General features: G+C 56.6%; 16 protein-coding genes and 2 tRNA genes. 5 read left to right on the top strand and 13 right to left on the bottom strand.

Annotation, left to right across the window (positions count from 1 at the left end; genetic code table 11):
* Positions 1-12: 12 nt before the first annotated feature.
* Together KIT08_07285 and KIT08_07280 are read right to left on the bottom strand one after the other, a co-directional pair.
* Positions 13-444 carry a DUF1992 domain-containing protein gene (locus KIT08_07285; GenBank protein ID UYN88900.1) on the bottom strand — a complete coding sequence of 144 codons (432 nt, stop codon included), beginning with the start codon at positions 442-444 and terminating at the stop codon, positions 13-15.
* 2 nt (positions 445-446) lie between these two features.
* Entirely contained in the window at positions 447-923 is a 477-nt protein-coding gene (locus KIT08_07280) for a lamin tail domain-containing protein (GenBank protein ID UYN88899.1), read from the bottom strand.
* A gap of 62 nt (positions 924-985) precedes the next feature.
* Between KIT08_07280 and KIT08_07275 the strand changes: the two genes are divergently transcribed.
* Together KIT08_07275 and KIT08_07270 are read left to right on the top strand one after the other, a co-directional pair.
* Entirely contained in the window at positions 986-1,411 is a 426-nt protein-coding gene (locus KIT08_07275; GenBank protein ID UYN88898.1) for a hypothetical protein, read from the top strand.
* Positions 1,408-3,243: a hypothetical protein gene (locus KIT08_07270; protein ID UYN88897.1), complete on the top strand. Its 1,836-nt coding sequence runs from the start codon at positions 1,408-1,410 to the stop codon at positions 3,241-3,243. The genes KIT08_07275 and KIT08_07270 overlap by 4 nt, the downstream gene beginning before the upstream one ends.
* A gap of 109 nt (positions 3,244-3,352) precedes the next feature.
* Here KIT08_07270 and KIT08_07265 read toward each other — a convergent pair whose 3' ends face one another.
* The 5 genes from KIT08_07265 to KIT08_07245 all read right to left on the bottom strand — a co-directional run bounded on the left by KIT08_07265 (position 3,353) and on the right by KIT08_07245 (position 5,326).
* Positions 3,353-4,207: a class I SAM-dependent methyltransferase gene (locus KIT08_07265; protein ID UYN88896.1), complete on the bottom strand. Its 855-nt coding sequence runs from the start codon at positions 4,205-4,207 to the stop codon at positions 3,353-3,355.
* Between the two features lie 65 nt (positions 4,208-4,272).
* Positions 4,273-4,344: transfer RNA gene (locus tag KIT08_07260), tRNA-Ile, on the bottom strand.
* Between the two features lie 27 nt (positions 4,345-4,371).
* Complete coding sequence (locus KIT08_07255) at positions 4,372-4,752, bottom strand: VOC family protein (GenBank protein UYN88895.1); 381 nt, start codon at positions 4,750-4,752, stop codon at positions 4,372-4,374.
* Positions 4,749-5,237: a rhodanese-like domain-containing protein gene (locus KIT08_07250; protein UYN88894.1), complete on the bottom strand. Its 489-nt coding sequence runs from the start codon at positions 5,235-5,237 to the stop codon at positions 4,749-4,751. Before KIT08_07250 ends, KIT08_07255 begins: the two co-directional genes overlap by 4 nt.
* A gap of 17 nt (positions 5,238-5,254) precedes the next feature.
* Positions 5,255-5,326, bottom strand: a tRNA-Gly gene (locus KIT08_07245).
* Positions 5,327-5,408: 82 nt separating this feature from the next.
* On the opposite strand from KIT08_07245, the gene KIT08_07240 reads away from it, so the two are divergent.
* The 3 genes from KIT08_07240 to lipA are packed head-to-tail and all read left to right on the top strand — an operon-like array spanning position 5,409 to position 8,934.
* Positions 5,409-7,379: a hypothetical protein gene (locus tag KIT08_07240; protein UYN88893.1), complete on the top strand. Its 1,971-nt coding sequence runs from the start codon at positions 5,409-5,411 to the stop codon at positions 7,377-7,379.
* Between the two features lie 34 nt (positions 7,380-7,413).
* On the top strand, positions 7,414-7,953 hold the full coding sequence (gene ppa / locus KIT08_07235; GenBank protein UYN88892.1) for an inorganic diphosphatase: 540 nt from the start codon (positions 7,414-7,416) through the stop codon (positions 7,951-7,953).
* 33 nt (positions 7,954-7,986) lie between these two features.
* Complete coding sequence (gene lipA, locus KIT08_07230; protein ID UYN88891.1) at positions 7,987-8,934, top strand: lipoyl synthase; 948 nt, start codon at positions 7,987-7,989, stop codon at positions 8,932-8,934.
* A gap of 1 nt (position 8,935) precedes the next feature.
* Here lipA and KIT08_07225 read toward each other — a convergent pair whose 3' ends face one another.
* Genes KIT08_07225 through KIT08_07200 form a run of 6 tightly spaced genes read right to left on the bottom strand, consistent with a single transcriptional unit; the run spans position 8,936 to position 15,862 of the window.
* Positions 8,936-9,253, bottom strand: a complete 318-nt coding sequence (locus tag KIT08_07225) for a hypothetical protein (protein UYN88890.1) — start codon at positions 9,251-9,253, stop codon at positions 8,936-8,938.
* Between the two features lie 13 nt (positions 9,254-9,266).
* The gene (locus KIT08_07220) at positions 9,267-10,067 is read right to left on the bottom strand and encodes an AAA family ATPase (protein ID UYN88889.1); all 801 of its coding nucleotides are present in this window, start codon (positions 10,065-10,067) and stop codon (positions 9,267-9,269) included.
* Position 10,068: 1 nt separating this feature from the next.
* The gene (locus tag KIT08_07215; GenBank protein ID UYN88888.1) at positions 10,069-10,752 is read right to left on the bottom strand and encodes an HAD family hydrolase; all 684 of its coding nucleotides are present in this window, start codon (positions 10,750-10,752) and stop codon (positions 10,069-10,071) included.
* Between the two features lie 38 nt (positions 10,753-10,790).
* Positions 10,791-12,242, bottom strand: a complete 1,452-nt coding sequence (locus tag KIT08_07210; protein ID UYN88887.1) for an NADH-quinone oxidoreductase subunit N — start codon at positions 12,240-12,242, stop codon at positions 10,791-10,793.
* Between the two features lie 5 nt (positions 12,243-12,247).
* Positions 12,248-13,759, bottom strand: coding sequence for an NADH-quinone oxidoreductase subunit M (locus tag KIT08_07205; protein UYN88886.1), 1,512 nt, complete (start codon positions 13,757-13,759; stop codon positions 12,248-12,250).
* Between the two features lie 9 nt (positions 13,760-13,768).
* Positions 13,769-15,862, bottom strand: a complete 2,094-nt coding sequence (locus tag KIT08_07200; GenBank protein UYN88885.1) for an NADH-quinone oxidoreductase subunit L — start codon at positions 15,860-15,862, stop codon at positions 13,769-13,771.
* Between the last annotated feature and the right edge of the window lies 1 nt (position 15,863).

The raw sequence follows: 15,863 nt of genomic DNA, 5'->3' as shown, positions 1-15,863 counted from the left end.
AGAGGCACACGCTCATCCGCGCAGCCTTGCAAGCTCATCAGACACATTAATCTTCTCACGGTAAAAACGGTCCAGTGGAATGCTGACGTTGTAATCTGCAATACGCTTGTTCAGTGCTGCTACGGTTTCTTTGAACGAGGCAACCGCCTTTTGCCATTCGGCCTCGATCCAGCGCGACTCCTCGTTGCTTGCAACGGCAGCCTGATGCCATTCCCAGGCACGCGCCAGCCCGGCGCGTACCGCGGCGTGCTCGCTGTCTATGGCCTGGCGCACCTCAATGAAAGAGAGGGCAAACCCGTTCTCCTTCAGCAGATGGTAGGCTAGCTGCCAGCTCGGATCAACGTAAGGGTTATCTTCAATGTTCAGAGGCTTGCCGCTACCCGGCAAATTATCAAATGCCCCCTCTTCCATGGCCTCACGAATGATCTCTTCGATGTTCGGCATAGCTAGGGCACAACAAAGGTGGCCTGCACAACACCGTCAGCATTAACCAAGGTAAGCGTTTCACCCTTGCTCCATAGAGCTACTTGGCGGTCCCAATATAGTTCACTCACCGTGTCATCACCCTGGCGAGTGTAAATGGACACCTGGCCGCCGGGGTGCAGCACCAAAGCGGGAAAGCGAAACTCGATGCCGCTTCCGTCGCGCAGGCGCCAGCCAACCAGCGAGAGCTCCTGCTGGCCAATATGCTCGATCGTCACACGTTCGTTCTCCAGATCGCCGGCTGCCACCACGGCGCTCACTCGCAACTGGCTGCTGCTAACGCTCTGAATAGCTGCCCCGCTTGCATCCAGCGCCAACGGGTCACCACGGAACACAAAGTAGGTCCACACAGACATTACGATCAATGCCGTAATGGTAGAAACGGCCACATTGAGCAGCAAATAGCGCACAAGGCGCGGATCGGTCAGCAGGTCACGCATCCATACGATAATAGCATTGACCTGCCAGCTCTGCGTTTGCTGGCGATGGTAGACTGGGAAACATGCGAATTTCGGCCGAGAAAGACACAAGCCCGCGACCCGCGGCCATCACATTCACAGGCCGCCTGCTGAGCCTGCAGAGTGTGGGGCTGGTGATCCTGGCCATTATGGCCGCTCCCGAGCCGCCCATCGCCAATCATGAATGGCGCGAGCTTTGGCGCGCCGGTCTGTACATTTCGCTTGGCTTTCTCAGCGCGTGGTCTGGCCTTGGCTTACTAAAGCTGCGCGCCCCATCATGGAATCTGGCCATGTTGGTGCAAGGCGGTGCCTTGCTGCACGCGCTTTTCCTTTACCGTGCAGGCGAGCGGCCCTTCTATATCTATCTGCAAATGCTTTTGGCGATCCTTATCGTGGTGAACCTTAACCAATCCGCGTTGCGGGCCAGTTTCCCGACTGAGCTTATAGAAAGTCAAGAGGCTCCGCAGTGACAACGCCCAATCTGGCACAAGAGCATGCCGCGTTGCTGCGCCGCTTTGAACCCATTCTGCGCTTCACTCATGGGGAGCGCTTCTTCCCCATGGATGTGGAGCGCTATGTTGCCAACAGCAGCTTCTGGGTCCAGCGCCCTAACCAACCCTCAGAACGGGTATATGCCCATGGTGAGTTATCGCTGGAGAAGCTCTCGCAAAGTCGTCGCGAGCCTTTTAACTCGATCCAATACCTCAAATTCATCGAGCCGCTCACCATCACTGAGCTTGCTTCGTACCAGATTCAGCAAACCCTGACAAAAGAAGGCCGCGAGCAGGCCTTTCACGCAGGCGCTGGCCGGCTGGCACGCGTCGGCTACGGCTCACGGCTGCTTGATGCGCTTTTCTCGTTCAGCTTGTTCGTACGCGGCCGCGTGCCAGGCGATACTGCCGCGGCGGCCGCGGTGCGCTATAAGCAAATGCAAACTGACAAAGAAGAGTTTCAGTACTACGGGCGCGTGGTGGAACTTGAAGGCTGGCTGGTACTGCAATATTGGTATTTCTACGCCTTCAACAACTGGCGCTCCGGCTTTTCGGGCGTCAATGATCACGAGGCCGACTGGGAGATGGTGTGCATCTATCTCTACAAAGATGCCGAGGGCGAATGGCAGCCGGAATGGACCGGGTACGCAAGCCATGACTTTTACGGGGACGATCTCCGCCGCCGCTGGGACGACCCCCAGTTGGAAAGAATAACCCAGCACCCTGTCGTCTATGTAGGCGCGGGCTCACATGCAAGCTACTACCAATCCGGGGAATACCTCACGGAACTAGAGTTACCCTTGCTGTCCCCGCTGTCTGCCTTATGGGGTCGCATCCGCTCGGCCTGGGAGAGGCTATTACGCACAGAAGATCGCAGCCGCCCCACTGAGACTTTGTTTCGCATCCCGTTTGTTGATTACGCCCGCGGCGACGGCATCAGTATCGGCCCAGGCCAGCAAAAACCATGGGCCGAGCCCGAATTGATCAACCCTGCTCCCGAATGGGTGCGCGGCTACCGTGGCTTGTGGGGCTTGTACGCGCGTGATCCGATCGCCGGAGAGAACGCTCCGGCCGGTCCGATGTATGACCGCAGCGGTAAGGTGCGCCGCGCCTGGTACGACCCGCTGGGCTGGGCCGGCCTTGACAAGCAAGTGCCGCCCAATCGGGCGCAGGACCGCGCCCGCCGGCGCCAACACGCGATTGAGCAACGCCAGGATGCGCTCAAGATCACCATCAGCGAGAAGACCCGCGAGCTGCGCGACCTAGGCATGGAAGCGGAAGCGATGCAGGAACAGCCGCACATGAAAGAGCTCTACGAACAACGCCAGCGCCGCATTGCGATACTGTCCGAAGAGCTGGATGCACTGCGCGCTCAACTCTCCACCGATGGCACCCTGCGTGAAGCGCTTGGCCTGCATGCCGCGCGTCTAGACGCGGGCTACAAGATCGGCCCGCGCGCTCACATTCGCCGCGCCCATCACCCTGCCAGCGAAACCGGGCTGCGCCTCAGCCGCATCGCAGAGATCTGGGCGGCAGCCAGCATTGGCATCGTCCTACTGGCCTTTGTGGGCATAGTGCTCTTTGCCCGCCAATATCTGCTGGTGGGCATCGTGGCCATGTTGGGCATTGTGGCAGTGGTTGAAGCTGTGTTCCGCAGCCGGCTTGGCTGGCTGCTGGGGCGCCTCACCAACGCCCTGGCGCTGGTGGCAACTCTAGTGCTGCTCTATGAATTCTTCTGGCCCCTGGTGATCGGCATCATCATCCTGGCGGGCACATATATTTTGTGGGAAAACCTGCGCGAGCTTACTTAACTGCGCTTGCGCACGTAACACAAGTCTACGCCCTGCCCCTCTCTCAATTGGCTACCCTGTAGTATCTCAAAGTGCGTTCGAATAAAATCGAGTACTTGAGAATGCTGCTCTACTCCTGTTTGGAATCTAAGCCGGTGCCTTTGGTTAGAAGGAAATCAAAAACCAATACACCCTGAGGCTTAAGTATTCGGTGAAAGTACTGTGCGATCTCCAGCGGCTTATTCAAGTGCTCAAACACTTGGCAACAAAACACCATATCCATTGGTTCAAAAAAGTCGGGCAGGAAATCATTTTCGGGGCGTAAGAGGTGTCGAACAATATCAGCCCGCGAACGCAAGCGCCATGCACCATAATGATATGGCAACATGGCAATATCAGCTAAATGATAAGTATTTTTACCCGAATCTAAAAACCGGGTTGACGCGTAAGTAAGCGGAGCAGTGGAACAGCCAAACTCCAGCACTTGAAGTCCGTGATTTCTGCCGACATAACGCATTGCCTGTTGCATGATCCGCACATCTGCTGGCAAACTAGGCTTGCTAGCCAAATGAAGCAGTGAATAAACAATTTCCGGCCGCTGCCAGGCATCCAGGTGAGTATTGGCGTCTGCGGTATCGGGAAGCATATTACGTTGAAATTTAACCCGATACATGTTCTTTAGAAAATAGGCATCATATGGCCCCCACAATGGGCGGCCTTTGAGGACCTTGGTCCAATATTTACTTAAGTCTTCAAACCAAGTTAGGTCTTGATGGGCGTTAAAAGCTGCCCTCCAAATATTGATACGCAAACCTAGGGGCAAGAATGAGTTAGCGTAGACCTTTGTAAAAAAATCCTTGGGTTGCACGTCGGAGTCAGCAACCATTTTTTCCAGAGGATACTGGCTAAAAATCCCAGGGACATCCACTTTCAGATTATCAAAACGGTTACCTTCAGAAGTGGAATAAAAATTCAAATCATCCATAAGTGGAATTGTAAATGACACTAGTGCTTAGCTGATAACCATCGGAATAAGACAACCTAAACTAGTGGGCCCGCCAGGACTCGAACCTGAAACCAAGCGGTTATGAGCCGCCTGCTCTGCCATTGAGCTACAGGCCCTAGCTTAATAGAACTCTATTTTACTAGCTACAGCACTGCGTAGAGATCCACGCGATACCCATCAGGATCTTGCACGATGGCATAGCGCTGGTCCCATTCAGCGTCCCAAGGCTCCGCGGGCACGGTGTGCCCGGCGGCTTTGACCGCCGCAGCCACACGATCGACCTCAGCGGGCGAATCGTAGCGCACCGCAAACGAAGAATGGTTGCCAGGCCGCGGGGCCTCGCCCAGGATGCTCTCAAGCAGGCTGGCTGCATCGATCATCAGCCGTGCAGACCCGTCCGGGGTAAGCGGCTCCAGATGCTGCTCTTTCGGGTCATATTCGCTAAACTGGAAGCCCAGCAACTTATAGAATGCAACCGTCTTCTCAAGATTGGTTGAACTAATACCAACAGCATCGATCTTCATTGTGCAACCTTGTCCTCTCCAAGCTCAGTGGGGTAACCGTCTTTAAACCAACCATCTGCCCCACCAGCAAGACTCTTAACATTCTTGAAACCCGCTTCAGCCATGATCTCAGCGGCTACCAGCGAAAAACCGCCCCCTGGACAGATCGTGACAACTTCACCCTCCATATAAGGCTCAAGCTCCATCAGCTGAGCTTCAAGACCCTTAATTGCCTCCTTAAACCTCTCAGCGCTTGGAAATTTGACCACTAGTTCCATTAATGGCAAATGCCTTGCGCCGGGTAAGTGTCCAAAGCCAGAGTTGTATTCATTCGCATCTCTTACATCGATCAGCAAGGGTGGCGCACTTGAAGCCATATGCTGCTGCAATTCTTCTGAGGAGATCTCGGTCACATTGGAGAAGTGATACTCACCTCTGATGAGCTTGCTCGTCACAACCCGAATGATCTTGAACAGCATCCCCCTGCGATTGAGCTTAACTTTCATAGTGGCTTCTCAAAGAGAGCGGGCGGCGGGATTCGAACCCGCGAATGTCAGCTTGGAAGGCTGATGCCTTACCACTTGGCGACGCCCGCATGAAGCTTAATTTTACCGCAGTGTCCTTGGTTAGCTCCTCGAGCAATCAAAGCAAAGCCAAAAACATTAGAATAGTACGCTATGCAAGAACTCAAGGGCGCCTCGACCAAATATTTTCCATTCCCCCTCTTCCAAACGCTGATCGCAATCCTTGCCTTTGGCTTACTGATTCCCCAGTTAGGTTTCTATTGGGATGACTGGCCAATGATTTTCCTGGCTGAACAGGGCTCTACTGAATTATTGAGGGAGTTCTACAGTTACATTCGTCCCCTGTCATTCTGGACCTACTCTATTACATTTCCCGTTCTGGGCGTCACTCCGCTCCACTGGCATATCTTCCTGCTCCTCTTGCGCATCCTAACTGCTGTCCAGTTATGGCTTACGCTGCGCCTGCTGTGGCCGCGCGCAGAGCGCATCGCCGCCATGGCAGGAATATTGTTCCTGGTCTACCCTTCCTTTAGCCAGGGTCCGATTGCAGTTGCCTACAGCCAGCACTTCATCGTCTACAACCTGTTCTTGTTCTCACTGTACGCGATGCTGCGCGCTCTGCAAGCGCAGCAGACGCGCTGGCTGTGGCTATCCCTGGCCATCTTGGCTGCCTTCGCCCATATCTTCACCATGGAATATTTTGCTGGTCTGGAGCTTGTGCGGCCCCTCATCCTGCTTGCCTGGTTCTACAGGCAGGATGCCTCGCTCAAAGGATCCATGATTAAAGCCGGCCGCCAATGGTTGCCATATCTGGTGGTTTTAGTGGGTTTCTTCATCTGGCGCACCACCCTCACCATGCCAGAGGATCCCAATCCCCTGGTTTGGATCGGCCTGCCCGCCTTCCTCCAGGCCACTCTGCAAAACTTTGTCACCGTGGTTGTTGACGCATGGACAAGAACACTGAACGCACGGCTTATTGACTTTTCTGACCGTGCCGTATTGTTCTCCTTCGCGCTTGTCATAGTTACTGCTGTTGTTTGCTTCGTTTATCTGCACATCTCATCAAGTAAGCAAAATAAGCAGGAGGCACTTGGAGGCGCCTCGGGCCAGGCCGTTCTGCTTGGCCTCTTCGCGATCCTGCTCGGACTGTTGCCCATCCAGTTCACCGGGCGTACTTTGCTAGGCGGGCTATTCGTAGACAGGTTCTCGCTACCCGCCATGTTTGGTGGTGCGCTGCTCTTCGCGGGTTTGCTTCATCTGCTCCTTCCAAAGACTCTCCACCGCAATGTGGTGTTCGCCATATTGGTTGGCTTGGCCGTAGGTGCCCATTTGCGTTCAACCAATGAATACCGCTGGGATTGGGAGGAGCAGCGGCGTATGTACTGGCAGTTCTACTGGCGCGCCCCTAATTTGGAGCCGGGTACCGCGCTGGTTGGCCCGGAGGTGATGACCGCCTACACCAGCAGCTATGCCGCCGCGGCCGCAGTCAATACGCTATACCGCTCACCAATCTCCGATGACGGCGAGGTCAATCATTGGGTGCTTGACTACTACGACAACCTCATGAGCCACGAGGAAGACCTTGACGATGAGCTGGAGCTCGGCTTCAGCATCAGCAATCTGCACTTCACCGCCAACAGCGAAAAGCTGATCTATTACGACAATACCAATGATGGTCAATGTGTGTGGTTTCTCAACGAGTCAGATCAGTACAACGGCCTGGTAGACCCTGGGATCAGAGGCCTGGCTCTCCTTAGCCAGCTTAGCATGGCCTCCGATTCAGGCGGCCACATACCCAACCCGGAAATCTTTGGGGAAGAACCAGAACGCACCTGGTGCTACTATTTCCAAAAGATGGATCTGGCGCGCCATCAAGGAGACTGGGATACCGTGCTCGCTTTGTGGGAGATCACTAAAGCCCACGGGTACACTTCCACCAGACAGTTCGGCATGTTTCCTGTAGTGGAGGCGCTCCTTAGGTCAGGACGAGAACAAGAGGCCAGAGTTCTCACTGCAGATGTCTTGCTCAAACAACCTGCCGCCTATGAAAAGCTATGCTATGCATGGAAAACCTGGCTGCCAGAAGCAACCCTGCCTCAGGAACTAGCTGACAAGGGCTGCTAACAAATCCACCGCTAACTACTAGAAGGCATCAACAATGAACCTGGAAATGATCAAGCCCGGCCCCAATTCGCCCGATGAAGTCAATGTCATCATCGAAGTGCCCACCGGCGGTGAACCCATCAAGTATGAGTTCGATGAAGCCATTGGCACTCTGGTAGTGGACCGCTTCTTGTATACGCCTATGCGCTATCCGGGCAACTATGGCTTCATTCCGAACACTCTTTCAGGCGATGGTGATCCCTGCGATGTGCTGGTAGCCAACACACGTGCACTCATTCCAGGCTCGCTGATCGCCGTACGCCCGATTGGCGTGCTTATCATGCAGGATGAGGCAGGGCACGATGAAAAGATCCTGGCCGTACCCTCGCCACGTCTTACCAAAAGATACGAAAAGGTGATGGAGATTAGTGATCTGCCTGAGATCACTCTGCAGCAAATTGAGCACTTCTTTGCCCACTATAAAGATCTTGAAGAAAACAAGTGGGTCAAGATCGTGCGCTGGGGCGACGCGGCAGAAGCCCGCGCCATGATCCAGCAGGCATACAAAAACTACAAGACCCACGCGGCCAAATAACCTCGCCGCATTTCCCAAAGGTAAAATATCCACATGGCCACCCCAACCCGCAATCGCATCCCACTGGAAGACATCCAGTTGGCCCCCAAACCCAGCCGCCGCCCGGATTGGATCCGCGTCCGCGCACCCATGGGCGAAAGCTACGAGAACATCAAGCGCCTCATGCGCAGCAAAGCCCTGCACACGGTGTGCGAAGAGGCCATGTGTCCCAATATCGGCGAATGCTGGGGAGACGGTACCGCCACTTTCCTGATGTTGGGCGATGTGTGCACGCGTTCTTGCGGCTTCTGTGATATCAAGCGCGGCATGCCCAACGAGATGGACTGGGCCGAGCCGCTGCGCGTGGCGCAAGCCGTCAAGGATATGGGGCTCAGCCACGCCGTGATCACCAGCGTGAACCGCGACGAGCGCGCCGACGGCGGCGCGCCGATCCTGGCTATGGTGGTGAAGCGCATCCGCCAGATCCACCCCGGCTGTTCAATTGAGCTTTTGATCCCTGATTTCAAGGGCAGCGCTGAAGCGCTGAAGATCGTGATGGATGCCCGCCCTGAGATCCTCAACCACAACGTGGAAACGGTTCCCCGTCTATTCAAGAAGGTGCAGCCGCAGGACAACTACGAGTGGGCCGCTGCTACGCTAAGCAACGCCAAGCGCATGGACCCTGAAGTACTTACTAAAAGCGGCATCATGCTGGGCCTGGGCGAGACCAACGAGGAAGTCAAGGCTGTCATGCGAGACCAGCGTGATTGGGGCGTGGACATCCTCACCCTCGGTCAATACCTGCAACCCAGCAAGCAGCATCTGCCGATTGACCGCTACGTGACGCCCGAGGAATTCGCCGACTTCAAGGAGTACGGGCTCGGCATTGGCTTCAAGTGGGTTGAAAGCGGGCCCCTGGTTCGCAGCAGTTACCATGCCGCCGACCAGGTTCGTGCGCTAAGCGCCGTGCATCGCAAACTGTACGGCCAAGCAGCGAAATAGCCTAATCCAGCAAGCTGGCAAACAAGCGGGGCAGGTCTTCGATGCGCTGCCAACCAGCGCCTTCCTGTACGCGCTCCACTTTAATCCCGGAGAAATAGTCGTCCAGAACTGCAGCTCGCTCCTGTGCCAGTGGAGGAATGCAATAGTCTTCTTCCTCCCAAATGGCAGTGCCGTCAGCCTGTAGCTTTGCATTTTCCAGGCCATGGTGCAAGGACTGCCCAAAGGGCTGCATGGCCTGAATTTCGCTGCTATCCAATCGGGTCCGCAACTCCCGCATAAGCTCCGCCTTCGGCTCGGCAGTTACAAGGTAGTATGCCATTGTGCCTCCTAGGTTAAAGGTGTTGCAGAAAAGCGCCAGGGTTTGCAAGAAAATCGCGCGTCAGTCTGACGTGTTCGAGATCATCAAACCGCACGCGTTGTAGCGGCGCATTGTCAAAGTTCAAGATCACCGCACCAGGAAAAGCCATCAGGATCGGCGAGTGGGTGGCGATTATGAACTGGGCGCCTTGTGCCACCATATTCTTAAGCAATGACAGAAAACTCAACTGGCGTAGTGGCGAGAGCGGCACTTCAGGCTCATCCAACAAATACAAACCTTCAGGGCGAAAGCGCGCCTGGAACAGATCCAGGAAGCTCTCCCCGTGCGAGCGCGCCTCAAGGCCGTTGCCATAGCGGCGTTGCATACCGGCCAGCTGCCCGCTCAAAGGGCCGCGCGCCAATGTTTTTGCGTAATCTGAACGCTCGGAGTACTCTTGTTCGATCTCCAGCAACTGCGTCTGCATGTCCATTTTGCTGTGCTGCTCCGCTCGCAGCCAACCAAGGAAGTCTTCGGACCGCAAAAAGAAGCCGCGGCGCACGCGCTTGTTCCACGCCAGCTTCAGCGCATTAGCCAACGGGCGCACAGCATCCAGGCTTTGGTCACTAGCTACTGGCTGGCTTCCGACTGTGATCATCTCAGCAGCTACAGCCAAAGCCTCCAAGAAAGTAGATTTCCCGCTGCCGTTCTCGCCAACGAAGAAGGTGACTGAGGCGTCAAATTCCAATGGCTGCCAGCTGTGCAAAAATGCCAGATTGAATGGGTAATTTTGTGAAGATGCAACTTTGTGCAGGTCAACGCTGCGGAGCGGCAGCATCTCAGGCCTCGGCTTGGCTCGCTTCAACGTGGGCTATAAGCTCAGCCAATTGCATATCCGCGAGCGACGTGAGGCGCAGATCGGCATGCTCAAGTTTGAGTTGCTCTGTAATGCGGTTGGGCACGGCCACGGCAAACACCCCGGCCGCCTTGGCCGCCAGCACGCCGTTGGGGGAATCTTCAAAAACAATCGCCTCATCCGGCGCAACCCCCAACGCCTGCATCGCAGCCACATACAATTCCGGGTCAGGCTTGGTGCGCTTCACATCATCGGCAGTCTTGATGGCGTCAAAACGCTCGTACAAACCCAGCCGCGCCAGGTGGCCGCGCACCCAGTTCTCTGGAGAGCTGGAGGCTACCGCTAGTTGCAGACCCATATCCTCAGCCGCGTCCAGATAATCGATCACCCCCGGCAGCACTTCCAGCTCGGCAAGGTTGCTAAGATATTTTTGGCGTCGGTTGATCCAGACCTCTTCCCGGTCCAGCGGCATGCCACAAAGCTGCTCTAAATGATTGTGCGGGTCAAAATCAGAGGCACCGTTGCCGCCTACGATCTGCCCCCAGGTCTCCACAGGCAGCGCTTGCCCATGGCTCAGGTACACGGCCTGCCAGGATTCGTAATCCGGCCATTCCGTATCAAGGATCAGGCCGTCAAAGTCGAATAGCAGGGCGCGTATTTTGACCATACGCCAAAATAATAACCCAGAACGAATGGAGGTTTGTTTTAGAAGATGCGTAGCAGGGCCTGAGAAGCCCAGTTGAGCAGCGGTTCAGACAGGACGAACAACAGCACCGTCGCCACAGCCGTAAGACCTGCAGTGATCATCAGCACCGGCTCGCGGTGCACCTCAGGCTCACCATCCTGCATGAACATGACTACGATCAAGCGCAGGTAGTAGTACGCTGAGATCAGTGAGGCAACCACACCCACGATCGCGAGCCACAGGAAGCCGCCTTCCAGAACGGCACGGAACAGGTAGAACTTGCCCGCGAAGCCCAGCGTGGGCGGCACGCCCCCAAACGACAGCATGAACACCAGCATGGCGATCGCCAAGCCTGGGCTGCGGCGGAACAGGCCGGCATAATCCTTGAATTCCAGCCCTCGCCCCAGGCCTTTCTCCACCGCCATCACAACTGCCCAGGAGCCAAAACTGGCAAATGTAAAGCCAAGCAGATAGAACAGCGCAGAAGATACAACATCAAAGCGGGCCGCATCATTGCCATAGGCCACCACAGCCATCAGGATGAACCCTGCATGTGAGATGCTGGAGTAGGCCAGCATGCGTTTCACATTCGTTTGCGAAATCGCCAGCAAGTTACCAATGATCAGGGTGGCCACGCACATGGCATAGAGTACCGGCGTGATCTGCTCGCTGATCGAGGGGAATGCCGCCACAAAGATGCGCAGCAAGGCAGCAAAGCCAGCCGCCTTGGCTCCCACCGCCATGAACGCGGTCACCGAGGTGGGCGAACCGTCGTACACGTCCGGCGTCCACATGTGGAAGGGTACCGCCGCCACTTTGAAGCCCAGACCTACCAGGATCAAGCCAGCGCCCAGCGCCAGGTAGATCGGAAACTCGAGGCCGGCAGTCGCCGCAGCGACCACGCCACTGAGCAGCGTGGTGCCCGTTGCGCCATACACCAGCGCAATTCCATACACCAGAAAGCCGCTGGCAAATGCACCCAGCAGAAAGTATTTGAGGCCAGCTTCTTCTGAGCGCGCGTCGGGGCGGGCGATTGCCGCCAGCACATACAATGGAATTGAGAGCAGCTCAAGCGCCAGGAAGACCACGATCAGGTCCGCAGCCGAAGCCATCAGCATCATGCCGCTGATGGAAAACAGCATGAGCACATAGTACTCAGGCTTGGCAATTTTCATGCGCTTTAAGTAATCGTAAGACAGCGCAACACTCAATACACCACCCAGCACCAGCACCAAATTGATAAAGGTGGAGAAGCCATCGGTGACAAACATGCCGCCAAAGCCTTCCGCTTCCAGCCCCATCTGGCTGACCAGCAGGTGGGCCGTGGCCAACAGGCCAGCCGCCGAGAGCGCTGGCAGCAGGCCCGGGCGCTGCCCGGCAAACACGGCCACCAGCAGCAAAATACACGCCCAGCCGGTCAAAAAGACCAGGGGTAGTGCAGTGATCAGGTCAGCAGATGAAAAGAAGTCCATAGTTCCTACTGGATGATGCCAGCTTGCAGCAGCGTAACCAGCTGTTCAACAGCCGGGTGCATAAGGGCAAAGAAGGGTTTGGGATACAAGCCGATCCAGAAGATGAGGACCAACAGCGGGATCATGATGGCCAGTTCGCGCCAGGTCAGATCCTTCAGCGCTTCATTGGCCTTGACGGTCACCGGCCCCAGGAACATTTTCTGGAACATATACAGCATGTAGACCGCGGCCAAGATGACACCCAGCGCGGCGAACACGGTGAACCAGATCGAGCCCAGCGCCCCACCCGCTTCGCCGGCGCCCCAGGCGCCCAGCAAAATGGTGAACTCACCCACGAAGCCGTTGAGGCCAGGCAAGCCCATCGAAGATAGCGAGACGATCAGGGTCAGCACGGCGTACACCGGCATGATGCTCCACAATCCGCCAAACTCGCTCAGTTCACGCGTATGGCGCCGCTCATAAATAAAGCCTACGATCAAGAACAGGGCGCCGGTGCTGATGCCGTGGTTCACCATCTGCAAAATAGCGCCTTCAATACCCTGGGCATTGAGTGCAAACAAGCCCAGCATCACAAAACCCAAGTGACTGATGGAGGAGTACGCCACCAGCTTCTTTACATCCTTTTGCGAATACGACACGATCGCGCCGTACACAATGCCGATCACGGCCAATGTAGCCATGGCCGGGGCCAGCTCCACTGCCGCCTGCGGGAACAGTTGCAGGTTGAAACGCAGGAAGCCATAGGTACCCAGCTTCAACAGCACGCCAGCCAGAATGACCGAGCCAGCCGTGGGCGCCTGCACGTGCGCATCCGGCAGCCACGAGTGCAGCGGCCACATCGGCACTTTGATGGCGAACGCCGCAGCAAAGGCAAGGAACAACCAGAACTGCTCTTGCGCCGGGATATTGCCAAGCTCCAGCAAGGTCGGCAGATGGAAGCTGCCCTGGTTGATACCCAGCCATAGGATCGCCAGCAGCATCAGGATCGAGCCAGCCATCGTGTATAAGAAGAACTTGATGGCCGCGTACATGCGCTGGGCGCCGCCCCAGATGCCGATCAGGAAATACATTGGCACCAGGGTGAACTCCCAGAAGATATAGAAAAGGAACAAGTCCTGCGCAAGGAACACGCCCAGCATGCCCACTTCCAGCAGAAGGAAGAAGACCATGAAGTCACGCACGCGTTCTTCGACCGCATGCCAGGTGGAAAGGATCGCGATCGGCGTGAGGAAAGTGGTCAGCAACACCAGCAAAATGCTCAGGCCATCAATGCCCATCGCATACTTGATCGTCCAGCCTGCCGCCTGGATCCAGTCGTAGTCAAAGTTCAGCTGAAGGCCGGGGTTGTTGGCATTGAACAGGCCAAGCACCCACAGCGAGATACCAAAGGTCACCAGCGAGGTGCCCAACGCAATCCAGCGGCTCAAGCCATCGCGCTTGCCCAAAAACAGCAGCACCAAGACGCCCACGATGGGGAAAAACGTCAGTAAGTTCAGGGGTTGTAAAAGAAATTCCATCGTCCGTCCTCAGCTTGAAAAGACCAGGTATCCGATCATCAGCACTACGCCAAAGAACACCATCAGGGCGTAGTTGCGCACATATCCACTTTGCAGCAGGCTTAAGCCGCGGCTCAGGCCGCGGGCCAGCGCCGCCAGACCGCGTGAGATGCCGTCGATCACGCCCATGTCCACCGGCTCAGCAAGGAAGCGCGCCAAGGCGCTAAAGCCGCGGCCGATGAGGGTGTCGTGCACCCAGTCGTGCCAGAAACGCCAATCCACCACATCCGCCAGGAAGGCGGCCAGGCGGCGGTACGGCTGGATGATGGCGGCATCGTACAGCTCATCCACCCACCACTTGTTCTCCATGCCCTTGAACACGAAGCCAAGACGCTGCTTGAGCGGGTCCACTTCGCCCGCCTCCAGCGGCTTGCGGCCATATAAACGCCACGAAACATAGATAGCGATCAACGCCAACACAGTAGAGAAGATCGCCACGCCAAAATTGAACACTGTGGCGTGTGCGAAATCATGCCCCAGGGTGTGCTCCAGCCAGTCGGTGAAAGGGTGCAGCACCGGCACATTGATCAGACCGCCGAACACAGACAGCGCCGCCAAAATGCCCAGCGGGATCAACATGGTGGCGGGGCTTTCCACCGCTTCCTTGGCAGCCTTGGTGCGCGCTTCGCCAAAGAACACCAGCCAGATCTGGCGGCCCATGTAGAAAGCCGTCAGGAAGGCAGCCGCCGTCAGCAACCCCCACACCAACATGTTGGCATGCAGTGCATCTGTCAGGATCTCATCCTTGGAGAAGAAACCTGCCAGCGGCGGCAGGCCCGCCAGGGCCAGCGCGCCGATCAAATAAACGCGGTATGTGGTCGGGATCTGCTTGCGCAGGCCGCCCATGTTGCGCATGTCCTGCGGGTCAAAGGGTGCATGATGGTCATCGTGATGCTCATCATGGTGGTCGTCGTGATGTTCGCCATGGTGCCCGTCCAACGGATGGTGGGCGCGCTCCAGCGCCAGGATCACCGAGCCGGAGCTCAGGAACAGTAGCGCCTTGAAGAACGCGTGCGTCACCAGGTGGAACATGCCGGCAACATACGCGCCAATCCCCACCGCGGCCACCATGAAACCCAATTGGCTGATGGTGGAGTACGCCAGCACTTTCTTGATGTCATTCTGTGCCACTGCGATCGTCGCCGCGAACAGCGCCGTCACCGCGCCCACAATAGCGACCACGTTGCCGGCCTCCGGCACCGCGCCGAACAGCGGCGCAGAACGCACCACCAGATACACGCCGGCGGTCACCATCGTGGCGGCGTGGATGAGCGCCGACACCGGCGTGGGGCCAGCCATGGCATCCGGCAGCCACACGTACAGCGGCAGCTGGGCTGATTTGCCCGTCACACCGATCAGCATGCACAGTGTGATAGCGATGATGATGCCAGGATCCACGGTGGCCGCATTCGGCAGCACCTGGTCAAAGCTTAGCGAGCCGAACGCCCAGAAGGTGAGGAACATGGCCAGCAAAAAGCCAAAGTCGCCCACGCGGTTGGCCACGAACGCTTTTTTGGCCGCTTGCGAATTGAGCAGACCCTTCGTGCCATCCGGGTTGCGCGAGTACCAGAAGCCGATCAGCAGGAAGGAGCACAGGCCCACGCCTTCCCAACCTACAAAGAGCATCAGATAGCTATTGCCGCTCACTAGGATCATCATGGCGGCAATGAACAAGTTCAAATAAATAAAGAAGCGCGTGAAACTTCCGGGGTCTTCTTTGTAGCGCACGTCATAGTGCATGTAGCCGGCTGCATAGAAATGAATGAGCGTACCCACGCCCGAGACCACCAGCATCATGGTGACCGAAAGCGTATCCACATTGAATGCCCACGGGATCTGCAGGCCGCCAATATTGATCCAGTCGGCCAGGTGCACGATCTGCCCATGCGGATGCGCCTGCAGGCTAAGGAACTGGAGCACCGCCACGACAAACGCGGAGAACACCGCCAGCGTGCCAATGATGGCGCTGAAACGCTCACCCAGCCGCCGCCCAACCGCAAGGTTGATCACCAGGCCGATGAGCGGAAAGAAAACGATCCAGGGAACCAGTGCGAAGGCGTCCATC

This window comes from Anaerolineales bacterium, from assembly GCA_025808555.1.
GTDB lineage: Bacteria > Chloroflexota > Anaerolineae > Anaerolineales > UBA11579 > JAMCZK01.
Note: the sequence above shows the minus strand (reverse complement) of the source record. Positions and strands in the feature narration are given on the sequence as shown.